This is a genomic window from Ensifer sp. GW101-20A05, from assembly GCF_059424735.1.
In genome coordinates this window covers 839,979-855,695 of record NZ_JBWKZT010000002.1, presented here as the reverse complement: position 1 = coordinate 855,695, position 15,717 = coordinate 839,979, and the positions used below count along the sequence as shown (strand labels likewise).

The following is a 15,717-nucleotide window of genomic DNA, read 5'->3' as shown; positions in this document are numbered from 1 at the left end:
TTTACAACTGGATACGAGAAGGACACTTGCATGACTGCTGAAATTGCCGGCCTCGACGCCCGGTTCGCGCTTGCCAAATCCATGGCGGAGGAGGCCGGTCGGCTCGCCTACGACTATTTCCTGAAGCGGGAAACGCTTGTCATCGAAACCAAGCGCGACGCTCACGACGTCGTCTCGATCGCCGATCGCAACGTCGAGACCCTGATCCGCGACAAGATCGCCGCCGCGTTTCCGGATGATGGCGTGCTTGGCGAGGAGCATGGTCTTCTCGACGGCACATCCGGCTTTACCTGGGTGCTCGATCCGATCGACGGTACCACGCCCTTCGTCAACGGCATGCCGAACTGGTGCGTCTCGATCGCCGTCGTGCATGCGGAGAAGCCCGTCATCGGCGTGATCCACGCGCCCTGCCATCAGGAAGTCTACGCGGCGGCAACGGGCCGCGGCGCGACGCTGAACGGCAAGCCGCTTCGCCTCGACGGCACGCGCACGATCCGCAACGCCGTCACCGGGCTTGGCGCCAACGATCAGGTGAAACCCGGCGAGATGGGTGCCATCGTCGAGCGTCTGCTTTCGAATGGCGGCAACTTCATGCGCAACGGCTCCGGTGCGCTGATGATCGCCTATGTCGCCGCCGGTCGCCTCGTCGGTTACTACGAGCCCTATATGCATGCCTGGGATTGCCTCGGTGGCTACTGCCTGGTGAACGAAGCCGGCGGCTGGACATTGCCCTTCCCGACGCGCGGCGAGGCTTTGACGCATTGGTCTCCGGTCTTGGCGGCTGCGCCCGGCGCAGTCGACGACCTCATGAAGGTCGCCAATCTTGAAACGGCGGCGGCCTGAGCGCCTTCGCGGCGCTCACGTTTGACCGGGCGGCTTGTCGGCCTTTAGCCCGAACAGGCGGCCGAGCTCCATGGGGAACGGGAAGATGACAGTTGAATTCTTCTCGCCCGCAAGGACGTTGAGCGTGCTCAGATAGCGCAGTTGCATCGCCTGAGGCTGCTTGGACAGGATCTCGGCAGCCTCGAGCAGCTTGGCGGCAGCCTGCTGCTCGCCCTCGGCATTGATCACCTTGGCGCGCCGTTCGCGCTCGGCCTCGGCCTGGCGGGCGATCGCGCGGATCATGCTCTCGTTGATGTCGACATGTTTGATTTCCACGGTCGCGACCTTAATGCCCCAGGCATCCGTCTGGCTGTCGAGGATTTTCTGGATGTCTTCGTTCAGCCGGTCCCGCTCCGCCAGCATCTCGTCGAGATCGTGTTTGCCGAGCACCGAGCGCAGGGTGGTCTGCGCCAGTTGGCTCGTCGCCATCATGAAGTCTTCGACCTGGATCGTCGATTTTTCCGCATCGATGACCCGGAAATAGATCACAGCGCTGACGCGGACCGAAACGTTGTCATGGGAGATCACGTCCTGGCTCGGCACGTCCAGCACCCGGGTCCTGAGATCGACCCGCACCATCTGCTGCACATAGGGCACCAGCAGGATCAGCCCCGGTCCCTTGACGCCGGTGAACCGCCCGAGCGTGAAGATCACCCCGCGCTCGTATTCACGCAGGATCCGGATCGAATAGGCGATAACGAGAATGACAAGCACCAACAACGCGGCAAGAGGAGCGAGGCTCCCAAACATGTCCATGACCATTCCTCCATTCCGGACGCTTTCGCCTGCGCCCATAGGACCCGCGGAGCGCTATGCCTTTTGACCTTCGCGCACCACTTCGAGCGTCAGTCCGTTCCGCCCGACAACCTTCACATCTTCACCTCTCGACAGCGTTTCCGTGCTCACCGCCTGCCAGCGTTCGCCATGGGCGATGACGTAGCCGGCGGCGCCTGTCCAACTATCGACCTTGCCCGCAATCCCGATCATCTGTTCGCCGCCGGTCACCACCGCGTGGTGGCGTGAGCTGAAGGCCAGCCGTGCGACCAGCAGGCTGAAGCCGAAGCTTGCGACGGCAAGCGCCGCCAGCACGGACCAGGAGACCTGCAGGCCCGGCGTATCCGTGTCGAAGAGGATTGCCGCGCCCAGAACCAGTGAAACGCTGCCACCGGCGCCGAGCACGCCGAAAGACGGCGAATGCGCCTCGGCAACCATCAGGCCGATGCCAAGCAGGATCAGTCCGATGCCGGCGTAGCTGACGGGTAGCACCGAAAGCGCATAGAGCCCAAGCAACAGGCTGATGCCGCCGATGGTGCCCGGCGCCACCGACCCCGGAGACAGGAACTCGAAGATCAAACCGTAAATGCCGATCATCATCAGGATGACCGCGATATTGGGATCGGTAACGACCGAAAGCAGCCTGGTGCGCCAGTCGGGCACGAAGTCCTCGACGGCAAGCGCCGCCGTATCGAGCACGATCTCCTGTTGCCCCGCTTGCACGGAGCGCCCGTTTGCCTGCTGCAAGAGATCGGCGACGGTGGCGGCGGTGAAATCGACGACCTTCTCCCTGACGGCCGCTTCGGCCGAGAGGCTTGCAGCCTCGCGCACCGCCTTCTCGGCCCAGTCGGCATTGCGCCCGCGCAGTTCGGCCAGTCCTCGGATATAGGCCACGGCATCATTGACGAGCTTCGCCTCGGCGGCGTTCTGAGCCGCCGGCTGCTTGCCGCCGTCCTTGCTGGTATCGCCATCCTTCCCCTGACCGAACATGTCACCACCGATCGCAATCGGCGTCGCCGCCCCGAGGTTCGTTCCCGGCGCCATGGCCGCGATGTGGCTGGCATAGAGGATATAGGTGCCGGCGCTCGCCGCACGCGCGCCGCTCGGCGCAACGTAGCTTGCAACGGGCACGGGGGAAGCGAGGATCGCGCGGATAATCTCGCGCATCGACGTGTCGAGACCTCCGGGTGTATCCATCTGCAAGACCACCAGCGGAAGGCGGCGCTGTTCCGCCTTCGTCAAGCCGCGCCTGACATATTCGGCCGTGGCCGGGCCGATGGCGCCGTTGACATGCAGCACCAAGGCGACCCGATCGTTTTCGGCCTGCGGCGAAGCTGGAAACGCGAATGACGAGATCAAAACAAACAACAGCGTGAGGATTCGCAACATCCGTCGTCAAAACCTCGCATGCCCGACGCCTCCGAAGAGGAGTCCATTCGAGAATAATAGCACAACACAAGGTTAGGACGAAGCGAGGTTGCTACTGCATCGGTTGGATCCTCGGAGCAACGAGGTCAGCCCTCCTTCCTGCTGCGACGTGATGACAAGTCCGGCGATCGGGGTTATCTGCTAGTCTCCTTTCGCAATGATGCGTCACTGCTTGAGCCTCCCCGATTTCGACCAGAACAGGATTCCCGGGTTTGGAGACGACCCTCTATCAGCCGATCAAGAGCTTTCTCGAAACCCGCGGCTACAGCGTCAAGGGCGAGATCGGCGGCTGCGACATGGTGGCGCTCAGCGATGACGAGCCGCCGCTTGTCGTCATCTGCGAGCTCAAGCTGAGCTTCAATCTCGAGCTGATCCTGCAGGCCGTCGACCGCGCCACCGCCGGCGACGAGGTGTGGATCGCCGCCCGTGTCTCGGCCAAAGGCAAGGGGCGGGAGAGCGATCGCCGGTTCCGCGATCTCTGCCGCAGGCTCGGATTCGGCATGCTGGCGGTCGCCGACAATGGCATGGTCGACGTCATTCTCGCAGCCTCCGCGGTAATGCCTCGCAAGAACAACAGGAAGCGGTCGCGCCTGATCAGCGAGCACCGCCGCCGCAAGGGCGACCCGACCGCCGGCGGTGCCACCCGTTCGCCGATCATGACCGCCTATCGGCAGCAGGCGCTTGCCTGTGCGGCCGCCCTGCAGAGCGGCCAGCAGCGCCCGCGCGACCTTCGCCCGGTCGCACCGGATGCCGCCAAGATCCTGCTCAGCAACGTCTATGGTTGGTTCGAGCGGATCGACCGCGGCATCTATGCCCTGACGGAGCTGGGAGCCGAGGCGCTTCGCCGCTGGCCGCCGAGCGAGGCGGCCACGACGCCGATCGTCGAGACATCCGAAGCATGACGCTCACCGGAGCCATCGTATGAACCCCGCCCTTCGTATCCTCTGTCTTGGTATTGCATGGCTGATGGTCGGGTTGGGTGTCATCGGCGCCTTCCTCCCCGTCCTGCCGACGACTCCGTTCTTGCTTTTGGCGGCGGGCCTCTTCGCTCGCGCTTCGCCGCGATTGGAGCAATGGCTGCTCAATCACCGCGTCTTCGGGGCCTCGCTGCGGCTATGGCGTGAAAAGGGCGCCATCTCCAAGCGCGCCAAAACCGGTGCGGTCAGCCTGATGGCCGCTAGCTTCGGACTCTTCGTTTTCTTCGGCAATCCAAGCCTGACGCTGGCCGCGATCGTCGCGGCGTCGATGGCGCTTCCTGCGCTGTTCATCCTGACGCGTCCGGCGGAGTAGCCATAAAGGCAGCGGGACAAGAACCTGCGCCGCCCACGCAGAAAAACAATACTTTTCTTCTCAGGAAATACTTGGTCGCGATCGAAAATGGCGAGCTCTTCTTAAGCATGCACTTCATGAGAGCGCGAATATTCATACTTAGTGTTTTTGTAAATCAAGATATATTTCGAACAACCCAAGAACAAAGTTGTACAAACGTGCAATCTTCAGAGCGAAGCGCTTTGCTCGGCTCTTTTGGCCGCCATTTTTCCGGCACCGCTACCGCAGCCATGCACCCGAGGCCGGCCGGGATACGCGGTCCTAGGCTGCACCGCTGGAACGTTTCATCGGTCGACGTCTGATGGCGCGAAAAGAGGATAGCACCGCGAATCTGGCGATTGGCGATTGACAAGCCGGTCGGGTTGGCTCCATCTATTGCATTACAAAGGCAGCAATTCCTTAATAACGGAATACGTGGAGGAGCACATGCCTGACATGCTGGTGAGCTTGTATTCGCCGATCCTTGGCGAACTCGAGCGAAGAACCGAAACCGACAAGGCGACCATTCGGCCCGCCTTGCCGCCGGAAATGCGCCTGGTCATTGATTGGGTGCGGGAGAATTTCAGCGAGACCTGGGCAAGCGAGGTGGCTGTCGCCTTCACGCGCCGCCCCGTGGCATGCCTCATTGCCGTGGACGACGGCAAGCTGGTCGGCTTTGCCTGCTATGACACGACGGCGCCGGGCTTTTTCGGCCCGACGGGCGTCGATCCCGCAAGCCGTGGCAAGGGTATCGGCGTGGCGCTGCTCTCCAGTTGTCTCGACACCATGAAGACCCTTGGCCACGCCTATGCCTTCATCGGCGATGCCGGCCCCGTCGATTTCTACGCAAAGACCGTCGGCGCCGTGCCGATCCCGGCCCCCGACAAGGGGATCTACCAGGGCATGCTGCGCCGCCCTTCCAAGTAATTTCCACTATCGGAGCCTCCCAATGTCCTCGACCCCGCTTGCCCTCTTTGTCGGCATTCCCAATCCCACACTTTCCGACGACGAGTTCGCTCTGTTCCGCGAAACCAATCCGCTCGGCCTGTTCGTCGGCCGCCGCAACCAGCGCGAACCCGCGCAGACAAGGGCGCTGATCGAACGCTTTCGCGAAGCGGTTGGCCGCGAAGATGCCCCCGTCTTCACCGACCAGGAAGGCGGCCGCGTCCAGCATCTCGACGCCGGCCCCTGGCCGCTGTTTCGCTCCTTCGGCGAGTTCGCCGAGCTCGCCCGCCGCGATGTCGCCCTCGGCAAGAAGGCGCTTCGCCTTTCGAGCCAGGCCATGGGCACGATGATGAGCGAACTTGGTCTCACGAGCGGCTGCTCGCCGGTGCTCGACCTCGTTTTTGCAACCACCAGCTCGGTGATCGGCGCCCGCTCCTTCGGCGCCGATCCGGACTTCATCGCAGCGCTCGGCCGTGAGGTAGTCGATGGCCTGCTTGAGACCGGCAACATGCCGGTCATGAAGCACATCCCGGGCCACGGCCGGGCGACGCTCGATTCGCACAAGGAGCGGCCCATCGTCGATGCTTCGCGCGAGACGCTGACCGCTACCGACTTCAAGCCCTTCGTAGCACTTCGCGACACGCCCTGGGCCATGGTCGCCCATGTCGTCTATTCCGCTTTCGACAAGGAGCTGCCGGCATCCATCTCGCCGGTCATGCACGACGTCATCCGCAACAACATGGGCTACGACGGCGTTCTCGTTTCCGATTGCATCTTCATGGAATCGCTTCGCGGTACGCTGCCAGAGCGTGTCCGCCAGGTGCTCGACGCCGGTTTCGACATTGCGCTCCACAGCCACGGCACGCTCGCTGAAAGCGAAGCGGCAGCCAAGGCGGCAAGTCCGCTGACCGCCGCCGCCCAGAAGCGGATCGACGCCGGCAAGGCCCGTCTCGGCACGCTGAAGGTCGACGTGCGCGCGGCCCATGCGGAAGTCGAGGACATGTTCAACAGCGCCCTCGTCGCCTGACCAATCCGAAAATCAAAAGGGGAACTACCGTGAAAAAATCCATTCTCGGCGCAGCCACCGCGCTTGCCCTCCTCGCCGGCCCGGCGGCCGCCCAGACCGTGCTCACCGCCAACATCGAGCCGGCGACCACCTGGGTACGCAACTTCAACCCGTTCAATCAGACCTCGGCGCGCCAGAGCACGCTCGATTTCATCTACGAGCCGCTCGTCGTCTTCAATCGCTTCGACGGCAACAAGCCGGTCTTTCGCCTGGCTGAAAGCTTCAAGCTTGCCGACGACCTGAAGTCGATCGAGTTCAAGCTTCGGCCGAACCTGAAGTGGTCGGACGGCAAGCCGCTGACGGCGACCGACGTCAAGTTCACCTACGACTATCTGAAGAAGTTCCCGGCGCTTGATTTCGTCAGCATCTGGACCTTCATCACCGGCGTCGAGGCCGTGGATGCTGAGACGGTGCGCTTCATGCTCGCCAATCCGAGCTCGCTCGCAGCCGAGCAGCTGGCGCAGCTGCCGATCGTTCCGGAGCATGTCTGGAAGGACATCGCCGAGCCGGTGACCTTCGCCAACGAGACGCCCGTCGGCAGCGGCCCGCTGACCGAGATCCCGCGCTTTACCGGCCAGACCTACGACCAGTGCCGCAACCCGCATTATTGGGATGCCGCAACATTGAAGATCGACTGCGTGCGCTTCCCGCAGCTCGCCGACAACAACCAGATCCTGACGGCGACGGCCTCCGGCACGCTCGACTGGGGCGTTTCCTTCATCCCGGATATCGAGAACGTCTATGTCGCCAAGGACCCGGAGCACTATCACTTCTGGTACTCGCCAAGCAGCATGGTCGCCTTCCTGTTCAACCAGGAAACCGCGAACGAGAACAATCGTAAGGCCTTCAACGACGTGAAGTTCCGCCGCGCCGCCTCGATGGCGCTCGACCGCGGCACCATGGTTGACGTCGCCGGCTACGGCTATCCGACGCTCAACGAAGACCCGGCCGGCATGGGCGAACTTTACAAGAGCTGGGCCGATCCGTCGGTTGCGGCCGACTTCGGTAAATACGGCAAGTACGATGCCGACGCCGCCAAGGCGCTGCTCGACGAAGCCGGCTATGCCGACAAGGACGGCGACGGCTTCCGCGACAACCCGGATGGCAGCAAGATCGCCTTCTCGATCATTGTGCCGAGCTCCTGGACCGACTGGATCGACACGGTGACGATCGCGGCCGAAGGCCTGCAGGCGGTCGGCCTCGACGCCAAGATCGAGACGCCGGAAGAGGCTGTCTGGACCGGTAACCTCATCAACGGCACCTTCGACGCGGCGATCAACAGCCTGCCGGCATCGGCCTCGCCCTACTACCCTTACAAGCGCGCCTTCAGCGCTTCGGACAAGGGCAAGACCCGCTTCACCGCGCAGCGCTGGTTCAATCCGGACGTCGAGGCTCTGCTGACGGAGTTCACCCAGACCGCTGACCCGATCAAGCAGAAGGAAGCGATGAACAAGGCACAACGCGTCGTCGCCGAGAACATGCCCATGATGCCGGTATTCAACAACCCGAACTGGTACCAGTACAACACTAAGCGCTTCAAGGGCTGGGCGACGGCGGAAAACCCCTTCGTCAACCCGTCGATCACCCGCAACAACCCGGCGCGTCTCCTGCACCTGCTGGCGCTTGAACCGGTGAAGTAACCCGATCGCAGGCGCGGCGCTCTCACGGACGATGCTCCGGGAGGGCGCCTTGTCTTGATCCGGAAACAGTGGCGGACGCCCTTCGTCCGCCACGCGACCGTCCTGGCTTTTGCTCGTTCGGACGGTCCGACAAAAAGACAGCCCTGCCGCCTGACGCCCACATGCGGCGGCCGCAGTCGATGGAGTTCCCGATGGCCTTTCTGCTACGCCGCCTGTGCTTCTACCTGGCGGCCTTCGTCGCCGCGGCGACGATCAACTTCTTCCTGCCGCGGCTGATGCCCGGCGATCCGGTGCAGATCATGTTTTCGAGCGCCGGCGCCGAGTTGCCGCCCGAAAGCCTGCAGGCCCTGAAACTGACCTTCGGCTTCGTCGACGGCCCGCTCTGGCAGCAGTACCTCACCTATCTCGGCAGCATCTTCAGCGGCGATCTCGGTCGCTCGATCAAGTATTTCCCGCTGCCGGTGACGACGGTTCTCGGCAATGCGCTCGTCTGGACCGTGGGGCTGATGGGCACGGCGACGCTGGTAAGCTTCGCGCTCGGCACCTTCCTCGGCATTCTTGCCGCCTGGCGACGCGGCAGCCTCTTCGACGTCATCGTTTCCGTCGGCGCGATCTTCGCGACCTCGGTGCCGGCCGTCGTCACCTCGCTGATCGTCGTCTTCACCTTCGGCTTCACCCTCGGCTGGTTTCCGACCGGTTATGCCGCCGATCCGGCGCTCGATCCGGCTTTCTCGCTCACCTATTTCGGTAGCGTCATCTATCACGGCTTGCTGCCGATGCTGACGCTCTGCGCCGTTCTGACAGGCGGCTTCGCCGTGACCATGCGCAACAACATGATCAACCTGCTCGGCGAGGACTATATCGTCATGGCCCGCGCGAAGGGGCTTTCCGACACCCGCGTGATGCTCTGGTATGCCGCGCGCAACGCGCTGCTGCCGACCGTTTCGAGCCTTGCTATTGCCATCGGCACGGTGCTTGGCGGCTCGCTGGTGACCGAGGTCGTGTTCAACTACCCCGGTCTCGGCAACATTCTCTACCAGGCTATCCTCGCCCGCGATTACCCCGTCATCCAGGGACAGCTTCTGATCATGACCGCCACGATGCTCGTCGCCAACTTCGTCGTCGACATCAGCTATGTGCTGCTCGACCCGCGACTGAAGAGGGCTTGACATGAAGACCTCCTCCTTCCCGCTGATCCACAATCGCAAGGCCATGGTCGGCGCGCTGATCGTCGCCTTCATTGTGCTCGTGGCGATCGCCGCCCCGCTGCTGACTACCTACGACCCGAGCGCCCGCGTCGGCCGGCCGCACCAGGCGCCGTCGCTCGACCATTGGCTCGGAACCACCCGCATCGGCCAGGACGTCTTCGCACGCCTGATCTATGGCGCTCGTACCTCGCTTGCGGTCGGTTTCGGCGCCGGCCTTTTGATCACCGCCGTCGGCACCGCGCTCGGCATCATCGCCGGCTACCGCGGCGGCAAGGTCGACGAAGTCATCAGCTTCTTCACCAACATGGTGCTCGTCGTCCCAAACCTGCCGCTGCTGCTCGTGCTCGCCGCCTTCATCGGCCAGGCGAGCCCGTGGGTCATCGCGCTTATTCTCGGCGGCACCTCTTGGGCCTGGGGCGCACGCGTCACCCGCGCCGAAACGCTCTCGGTCAAGCAGAAGGACTATGTGAAATCCGCCGAGATGATGGGTGAGCCGCGCTGGCGCATCATGACCTTCGAGATCTTCCCCAACTTGATTTCGATTGTCGGCATCAACTTCATCGGCAGCGTGATCTTTGCGATCATCACCCAGGCAACGCTCGAGTTCCTCGGCCTTGGCGATCCCAAGGTCGTTTCCTGGGGCACTATGCTCTATGGCGCCCAGAAGGCCTCTGCCCTTTCGGTCGGCGCCTGGTGGGACATCCTGACGCCCTGCTTCGCGCTCGCCTTCCTCGGCATTGGCCTGTCGCTGCTCAACTTCGCCGTCGATGAGATCGCCAATCCGCGGCTGCGCACCGGCAACCGCCTCGGCCGCTGGTCGGCCCTTATCCGTTCCGGGGAGGGCCGCCTGTGACAGCGCCATTGCTTTCGGTCAAAAACCTGACCATCGACTATATCGGCGAGACCAACGACTTCCGCGCCGTCGACGACGTCAGCTTCGACGTTGCGCCCGGGGAAGTCTTCGGCCTTGCCGGAGAATCCGGCTGCGGCAAGAGCACGATCGCCTTTGCCATTAGCCGGCTGCACAGGCCGCCGGCGCTGATCCGCAAGGAGAGCGCCATCCTGCTCGACGGCCGCAACGTGCTCGATCTCGACCATAAGGGCCTTGCCGATTTCCGCTGGCGCGAGGTGGCGATGGTGTTCCAGAGCGCGATGAACTCGCTGAACCCGGTGTTGCGCATCGAGCAGCAGTTCTACGACGTCTTGAAGACACATAAGGGCATAAGCCGGGCCGCTGCGCGTGACCGCACTGCAGAAATGCTGCGGCTCGTCGATATTTCGCCGGACCGGATGCGCGACTATCCGCACCAGTTTTCCGGCGGCATGCGCCAGCGCATCGTGATTGCCATCTGCCTGGCGCTCGATCCGCGCCTCATCGTCATGGACGAACCGACGACGGCGCTTGACGTCGTCGTTCAGCGCGAAATCCTGCAGCGCATCAACGAGCTCCGGCGCAAGCTCGGCTTCGCCGTGCTCTTCATCACCCACGACCTCGGGCTGATGGTGCAGTTCTGCGACCGCATCGGCATCATGCTTGCCGGCAAGCTGGTCGAACAGGGCACCGCCGACACCATCTACCGGACGCCCGAACACGACTACACGAAGAAGCTCTGGGCCTCCTTTCCCTCGCTGCATGGAGGCGTTCTTCGATGACCGGCACATCCGCACCCATTTTGACCTTGGACAAGGTCAGCAAGACCTTTGGCAACGGACCGGGCGCCGTGCGTGCCGCGCGGTCGATTTCTTTTTCGCTCCATACGGGACGGGCGCTCGCCGTCGTCGGCGAATCCGGCAGCGGTAAGACCACCTGCGCCCGCATCGCCATGCGCGAATACGAACCGAGCGAAGGGCGGCTGCTCTTCAAGGGCAAGCCCATCGTTTCAGCGGAAAGCAAGGAGAACGCCGACTATCGCCGATCGGTGCAGATGATCTTCCAGGATCCGTTCGCCTCGCTCAACCCGGCCCACACGATCGCCTATCATCTGAAGCGGCCGCTGATGCTGCATCGCCCCGACATCAAGGGCGCCGCAATCGCGGAGGAGATCAAGGCGCTCCTGCGGCAAGTGAAGCTCGATCCCGATATCGTCGCGCCGAAGTACCCGCACGAACTCTCGGGCGGTCAGCGCCAGCGCGTCAACATCGCCCGCGCACTCGCGGCAAAGCCCGAGGTCATCGTCGCCGACGAGCCGACCTCGATGCTCGACGTTTCCGTGCGCCTCGGCGTGCTCAATCTGCTCAGCGAAATGAAGCGCGAGATGAACCTCGGCCTGCTCTACATCACCCACGACATCGCGACCGCCCGCTATGTGGCCGAGGATATCGCGGTGATGTATGCCGGCCAGATCGTCGAATGGGGAAATACCGGCAAGGTCATCGACAATCCGGCCCATCCCTATACCAAGCTGTTGCTCTCGGCCGTTCCCGACCCCGACATCCGCTTCGACGATCCGAACGCGCAAGTCAGCGCCTCCGAGGCAGACGAGACACGCCGCCGCTCGGCAGCGACGCAAGAGTCGATTCGCGAAGTGGAACCCGATCATTTCGTGCGCGCGGTCTAAAGCTCGGAACCACGCGCGCATCGCTCCAAAACAAAAAACGCCCCGCAATCCGCAGGGCGTTTTTGTTTGTCGTCGCGAGAGGCGCGACATAGTCGAGTTTGCCCGGCGCCCTCGTATGCGCCGGGCAAGGGAAAATCAGGCGGCTTCGCGCTTTGCGACGTCGGTCGGCACTGTCGAGATCGTCTTCAGGATCTGCGAAGCGATCTGGTAGGGGTCGCCCTTGGAGTTCGGGCGGCGATCTTCGAGGTAACCGCGGTAACCGTTGTTGACGAAGCTATGCGGAACGCGGATCGAAGCGCCACGGTCAGCAACGCCGTAGCTGAACTGGTGGATCGAAGCGGTTTCGTGCTTGCCGGTCAGGCGCATGTGGTTATCAGGACCGTAGACGGCGATGTGGTCGGCGCGGGCTTCGGCAAAGGCAGCCATCAGGTTTTCGAAATAGTCCTTGCCGCCGACTGTGCGCATGTATTCGGTCGAGAAGTTGGCGTGCATGCCCGAGCCGTTCCAGTCGGTGTCGCCGAGCGGCTTGCAGTGGTATTCGACGTCGATGCCGTATTTTTCCGTCAGGCGCTGCAGCAGGTAGCGGGCGAGCCAGATTTCGTCGGCGGCCTTGCGCGAGCCCTTGCCGAACACCTGGAATTCCCACTGGCCCTTGGCGACTTCTGCGTTGATGCCTTCATGGTTGATGCCGGCAGCCAGGCAGATGTCGAGGTGCTCTTCGACGACCTTGCGGGCAACATCGCCGACATTGCTGAAACCGACGCCGCAGTAATAGGGGCCTTGCGGCGCGGGGAAGCCGGCTTCCGGGAAACCGAGCGGGCGGCCGTTCTGATAGAAGAAATACTCCTGCTCGAAGCCGAACCAGGCGCCTTCGTCGTCGAGGATGGAGGCGCGGGTGTTGGACGGATGCGGGGTCGTGCCATCGGGCATCATGACTTCGCAGAGAACCAGAACGCCGTTCTTGCGCTCCGGATCCGGATAAACGGCAACCGGCTTCAGAACGCAGTCAGAGCTGCTGCCTTCGGCCTGCATCGTCGAGGACCCGTCGAAGCCCCAGAACGGCAGCTGCTCAAGCGTCGGAAAAGCATCGAATTCCTTGATCAAGGTCTTGCCGCGCAGGTTCGGGGTGGGCTTGTAACCGTCGAGCCAGATGTATTCGAGCTTAAACTTTGTCATTTCGTTCTCTCACATGACGCCAGGAATGGCTGGGTTCCGAAGCGGCTGGGCAATCCAGATCGGCTGCCCGACGACCGATGCCCGTTAAGAAGCATTAATCGTGCCAACTCGGGTTCAACGCCGAAAATCCAGAGAAATTTGCCTTTGGTCGCAGGCAGGAGGCCCGGCGAGCAGAAGCAACAGCGCAAGGAAAAAGCGAGTTGCGCAAAAAATAGGCAAAACCTGCCCAACTCCGCGGCAAAGCAAAGTGGCAAGGCTGAGATCAACGGCCCTTCCCCAGCAATCGCCGGCGATTGCCTCTAAAACGAGCAATCGCCTTCAGCACTCCGGTCTGCTCAGCCTGCGCGCCCGACACCGCATTGGCGCATGATCAGGGGCAGAATTTCGAAAAGCCGCTCATCCTCGCATTGGGAGACGTTGAAGCGCATGAAGCCGTTGGCCGTGCCGGCATGGGAAAAGACGTTGCCGGGCGCCAGCACGATCTCCCGCTGTAGCGCCTTCTGTGCCACGTCGGCCGCATCGACACCATCGGGCAAACGGCACCAGAGGAACATCCCGGCCTGCGGCTCGATCCATGGCTTGATGCCGATGGCACCGAGCCGCGCCGCCGTCTCGCTCATGCCGCGCGCCAGACGCTGGCGCAGCGCCTCCATGTGCTTGCGATAACTGCCATCCTTGAGCATCGAAAAAACCAGCTCCGCCGCAAGGCTCGGCCCGCCGAAGGTGGTGGCGATCTTCAGGTCGATGAGCCCTTCGATCCAGTCGCGCGGCGCGGCGATGAAGCCGCAGCGCATCGAGGCGGAGAGGGTCTTGGAAAAGCTGCCGATCTGTACGACACGATCGAGCCCGTCGAAGGCGGCGAGCCGTGGCGCCGGCGTATGCTCGAAATCCGCGAAGATATCATCCTCGATGATCGTCAGCCCCGCCTGCTCGGCAAGCTTGAGCAGCCGATGGGCGACGACAGGAGAGAGTGTGGCGCCTGTCGGGTTATGGAGAGCGGAATTGGTGATGTAGAGCCGCGGCCGATGCGCCGTCAGCACCTCGGCGAATTTTTCCAGATCGGGCCCCGAGGGCGTATAGGGCACGCTCACCACCTCAGCCCGGTGGGCGCGCAGCAAGGCATGGAAATTGAAATAGCAGGGATCGTCGACCACGACCGTATCGCCGGGTTCGAGCAGGAAGCGACAGAGAAGGTCGATCGCCTGCGTTCCCGATTCCGTCAGGATGATCTGATCGGGTGACGCCTCGACCCCATGTTCGCCGAGACGTCGCGCCAGAAGCTGGCACAGCGGCCGATGACCGAGCGGCGTTCCATAGTCCGTCAGCCCGCTCGCCTCCAGCCTGGCTGCGGACTTGAGCGCGCGGCGAATAGCCGTCTCCGGCATCCAGGTCGGCGGCAACCAGCCACAGCCCGGTTTCAGCACGTTGTCGCCCGTTTCCAGCGCCTGGCGCGACACCCAGAGCGGATCGACGGCCCGGTCGAGCCGCGGCCCAATCTCGGCCAGCGACAAGGGCGCCAGCGGCGCCGAGACAAAGAAACCCGCGCCCGGTTTCGAGCGAATGACGCCTTCCGCCACCAGCCGCTCATAGGCCTCGACGACCGTCGACTTGGAAACACGCATGGTCTTGGCGAAGGCGCGGATGGACGGAAGCTTCGCGCCGGGTGTGAGAACGCGCCCCGAGATCCGCTGTCGGATCGTCGCCATCACGCCTTCGAGCAGCGTTTCGCTGCCGATCCCAAGCTCCAGCATTGTCATCCGTACTGCCCAATCGTCCATTACAGTTTGGCAAAACTGTACCGCATTGTCTCTGGCAAGACCACCCTCCTCGGCCGATACAGGCGAAAAAGGAGCATGCGATGGACAAGACGGCAGACGGTTGGATGAGCGGTTTTCTCGGGGTGCTGATCTTCAGCGGGTCACTGCCTGCGACACGCGTCGCAGTGATGGATTTCGATCCGGTGTTTCTGACGGTGGCGCGCGCGGCGATCGCCGGCCTGCTCGCGCTCGCGCTGCTTCTGATCTTCCGTCAGCCGCGTCCAGCTCGGGCCGATCTCGTTTCTCTGGCGATTGTCGCCTTTGGCGTCGTGCTCGGTTTCCCGCTTTTGACCGCCCTGGCCTTGCAGCACGTGACCTCGGCGCATCTGATCGTCTTCGTCGGCCTGCTGCCGTTGGCGACTGCGATCTTCGGCGTGTTGCGCGCCGGCGAGCGGCCACGCCCGGCTTTCTGGCTTTTTTCCTCCCTCGGCAGCGCCGCAGTGGTGGGCTTCGCGCTGGTCCAGGGCTTCGCCGCGTCGCCCATCGGCGACCTCCTGATGCTCGGCGCCATCATCCTCTGCGGCCTCGGCTACGCCGAGGGCGCCAGCCTCTCGCGCAAGCTTGGCGGCTGGCAGGTCATCTGCTGGGCGCTGGTCCTGTCGCTGCCGATCATGCTCGCGCTCACGCTCTTCACGCTGCCTTCCTCCTTCGCGACGGTCACGCATGGCGCCTGGACGGGCCTCGCTTATGTCTCGGTGTTCAGCATGCTCGTCGGCTTCGTCTTCTGGTATCGCGGCCTCGCGCTCGGCGGCGTTGCCGGCGTCGGCCAACTGCAGCTTCTGCAGCCCTTCTTCGGCCTGGCACTTGCAGCGACGCTTCTGGGAGAGCCGGTGAGCTGGGCCATGCTTGCAACCACCGGCGCCATCGTGCTCTGCGTCGCCGGCGCCAAGAAGTTCGCGAAATAGGCAGCTTCAC

Annotated in this window: 15 protein-coding genes; 11 read left to right on the top strand and 4 right to left on the bottom strand. The window is 63.2% G+C overall.

Annotated features, from left to right (window positions below; translation table 11 throughout):
• Positions 1-30: 30 nt before the first annotated feature.
• The gene (locus tag AC070A_RS09000; protein WP_112947880.1) at positions 31-843 is read left to right on the top strand and encodes an inositol monophosphatase family protein; all 813 of its coding nucleotides are present in this window, start codon (positions 31-33) and stop codon (positions 841-843) included.
• Between the two features lie 15 nt (positions 844-858).
• Here AC070A_RS09000 and AC070A_RS08995 read toward each other — a convergent pair whose 3' ends face one another.
• Together AC070A_RS08995 and AC070A_RS08990 are read right to left on the bottom strand one after the other, a co-directional pair.
• A complete protein-coding gene (locus tag AC070A_RS08995) occupies positions 859-1,638 on the bottom strand; it encodes a slipin family protein (RefSeq protein ID WP_057255497.1) in 780 nt (259 codons plus the stop codon).
• Between the two features lie 54 nt (positions 1,639-1,692).
• Complete coding sequence (locus AC070A_RS08990) at positions 1,693-3,045, bottom strand: NfeD family protein (RefSeq protein WP_057255496.1); 1,353 nt, start codon at positions 3,043-3,045, stop codon at positions 1,693-1,695.
• Positions 3,046-3,296: 251 nt separating this feature from the next.
• On the opposite strand from AC070A_RS08990, the gene AC070A_RS08985 reads away from it, so the two are divergent.
• The 9 genes from AC070A_RS08985 to AC070A_RS08945 all read left to right on the top strand — a co-directional run bounded on the left by AC070A_RS08985 (position 3,297) and on the right by AC070A_RS08945 (position 11,809).
• Entirely contained in the window at positions 3,297-3,986 is a 690-nt protein-coding gene (locus tag AC070A_RS08985; RefSeq protein ID WP_112994105.1) for a DUF2161 domain-containing phosphodiesterase, read from the top strand.
• Between the two features lie 19 nt (positions 3,987-4,005).
• A complete protein-coding gene (locus AC070A_RS08980) occupies positions 4,006-4,374 on the top strand; it encodes a YbaN family protein (RefSeq protein ID WP_057255494.1) in 369 nt (122 codons plus the stop codon).
• 465 nt (positions 4,375-4,839) lie between these two features.
• Positions 4,840-5,319 carry a GNAT family N-acetyltransferase gene (locus AC070A_RS08975; RefSeq protein ID WP_057255493.1) on the top strand — a complete coding sequence of 160 codons (480 nt, stop codon included), beginning with the start codon at positions 4,840-4,842 and terminating at the stop codon, positions 5,317-5,319.
• Positions 5,320-5,341: 22 nt separating this feature from the next.
• Positions 5,342-6,364, top strand: a complete 1,023-nt coding sequence (locus AC070A_RS08970) for a glycoside hydrolase family 3 N-terminal domain-containing protein (protein WP_112994104.1) — start codon at positions 5,342-5,344, stop codon at positions 6,362-6,364.
• Between the two features lie 29 nt (positions 6,365-6,393).
• The gene (locus tag AC070A_RS08965) at positions 6,394-8,043 is read left to right on the top strand and encodes an ABC transporter substrate-binding protein (RefSeq protein WP_112994103.1); all 1,650 of its coding nucleotides are present in this window, start codon (positions 6,394-6,396) and stop codon (positions 8,041-8,043) included.
• Between the two features lie 191 nt (positions 8,044-8,234).
• Entirely contained in the window at positions 8,235-9,212 is a 978-nt protein-coding gene (locus tag AC070A_RS08960) for an ABC transporter permease (RefSeq protein ID WP_057255563.1), read from the top strand.
• A gap of 1 nt (position 9,213) precedes the next feature.
• Complete coding sequence (locus AC070A_RS08955) at positions 9,214-10,104, top strand: ABC transporter permease (protein WP_492383843.1); 891 nt, start codon at positions 9,214-9,216, stop codon at positions 10,102-10,104.
• Positions 10,101-10,904, top strand: a complete 804-nt coding sequence (locus AC070A_RS08950) for an ABC transporter ATP-binding protein (RefSeq protein WP_057255490.1) — start codon at positions 10,101-10,103, stop codon at positions 10,902-10,904. The genes AC070A_RS08955 and AC070A_RS08950 overlap by 4 nt, the downstream gene beginning before the upstream one ends.
• The gene (locus AC070A_RS08945) at positions 10,901-11,809 is read left to right on the top strand and encodes an ABC transporter ATP-binding protein (RefSeq protein WP_113132975.1); all 909 of its coding nucleotides are present in this window, start codon (positions 10,901-10,903) and stop codon (positions 11,807-11,809) included. Before AC070A_RS08950 ends, AC070A_RS08945 begins: the two co-directional genes overlap by 4 nt.
• 135 nt (positions 11,810-11,944) lie before the next feature.
• Here the strand turns inward: AC070A_RS08945 and AC070A_RS08940 are convergent, their stop codons facing one another.
• Both AC070A_RS08940 and AC070A_RS08935 read right to left on the bottom strand, forming a co-directional pair.
• Positions 11,945-12,985: a glutamine synthetase beta-grasp domain-containing protein gene (locus AC070A_RS08940; RefSeq protein WP_112994101.1), complete on the bottom strand. Its 1,041-nt coding sequence runs from the start codon at positions 12,983-12,985 to the stop codon at positions 11,945-11,947.
• A 335-nt stretch (positions 12,986-13,320) separates the two neighbouring features.
• The gene (locus tag AC070A_RS08935; RefSeq protein WP_492383841.1) at positions 13,321-14,763 is read right to left on the bottom strand and encodes an aminotransferase-like domain-containing protein; all 1,443 of its coding nucleotides are present in this window, start codon (positions 14,761-14,763) and stop codon (positions 13,321-13,323) included.
• 80 nt (positions 14,764-14,843) lie between these two features.
• Between AC070A_RS08935 and AC070A_RS08930 the strand changes: the two genes are divergently transcribed.
• Positions 14,844-15,707, top strand: a complete 864-nt coding sequence (locus AC070A_RS08930; RefSeq protein ID WP_057255486.1) for a DMT family transporter — start codon at positions 14,844-14,846, stop codon at positions 15,705-15,707.
• Positions 15,708-15,717 lie beyond the last annotated feature (10 nt).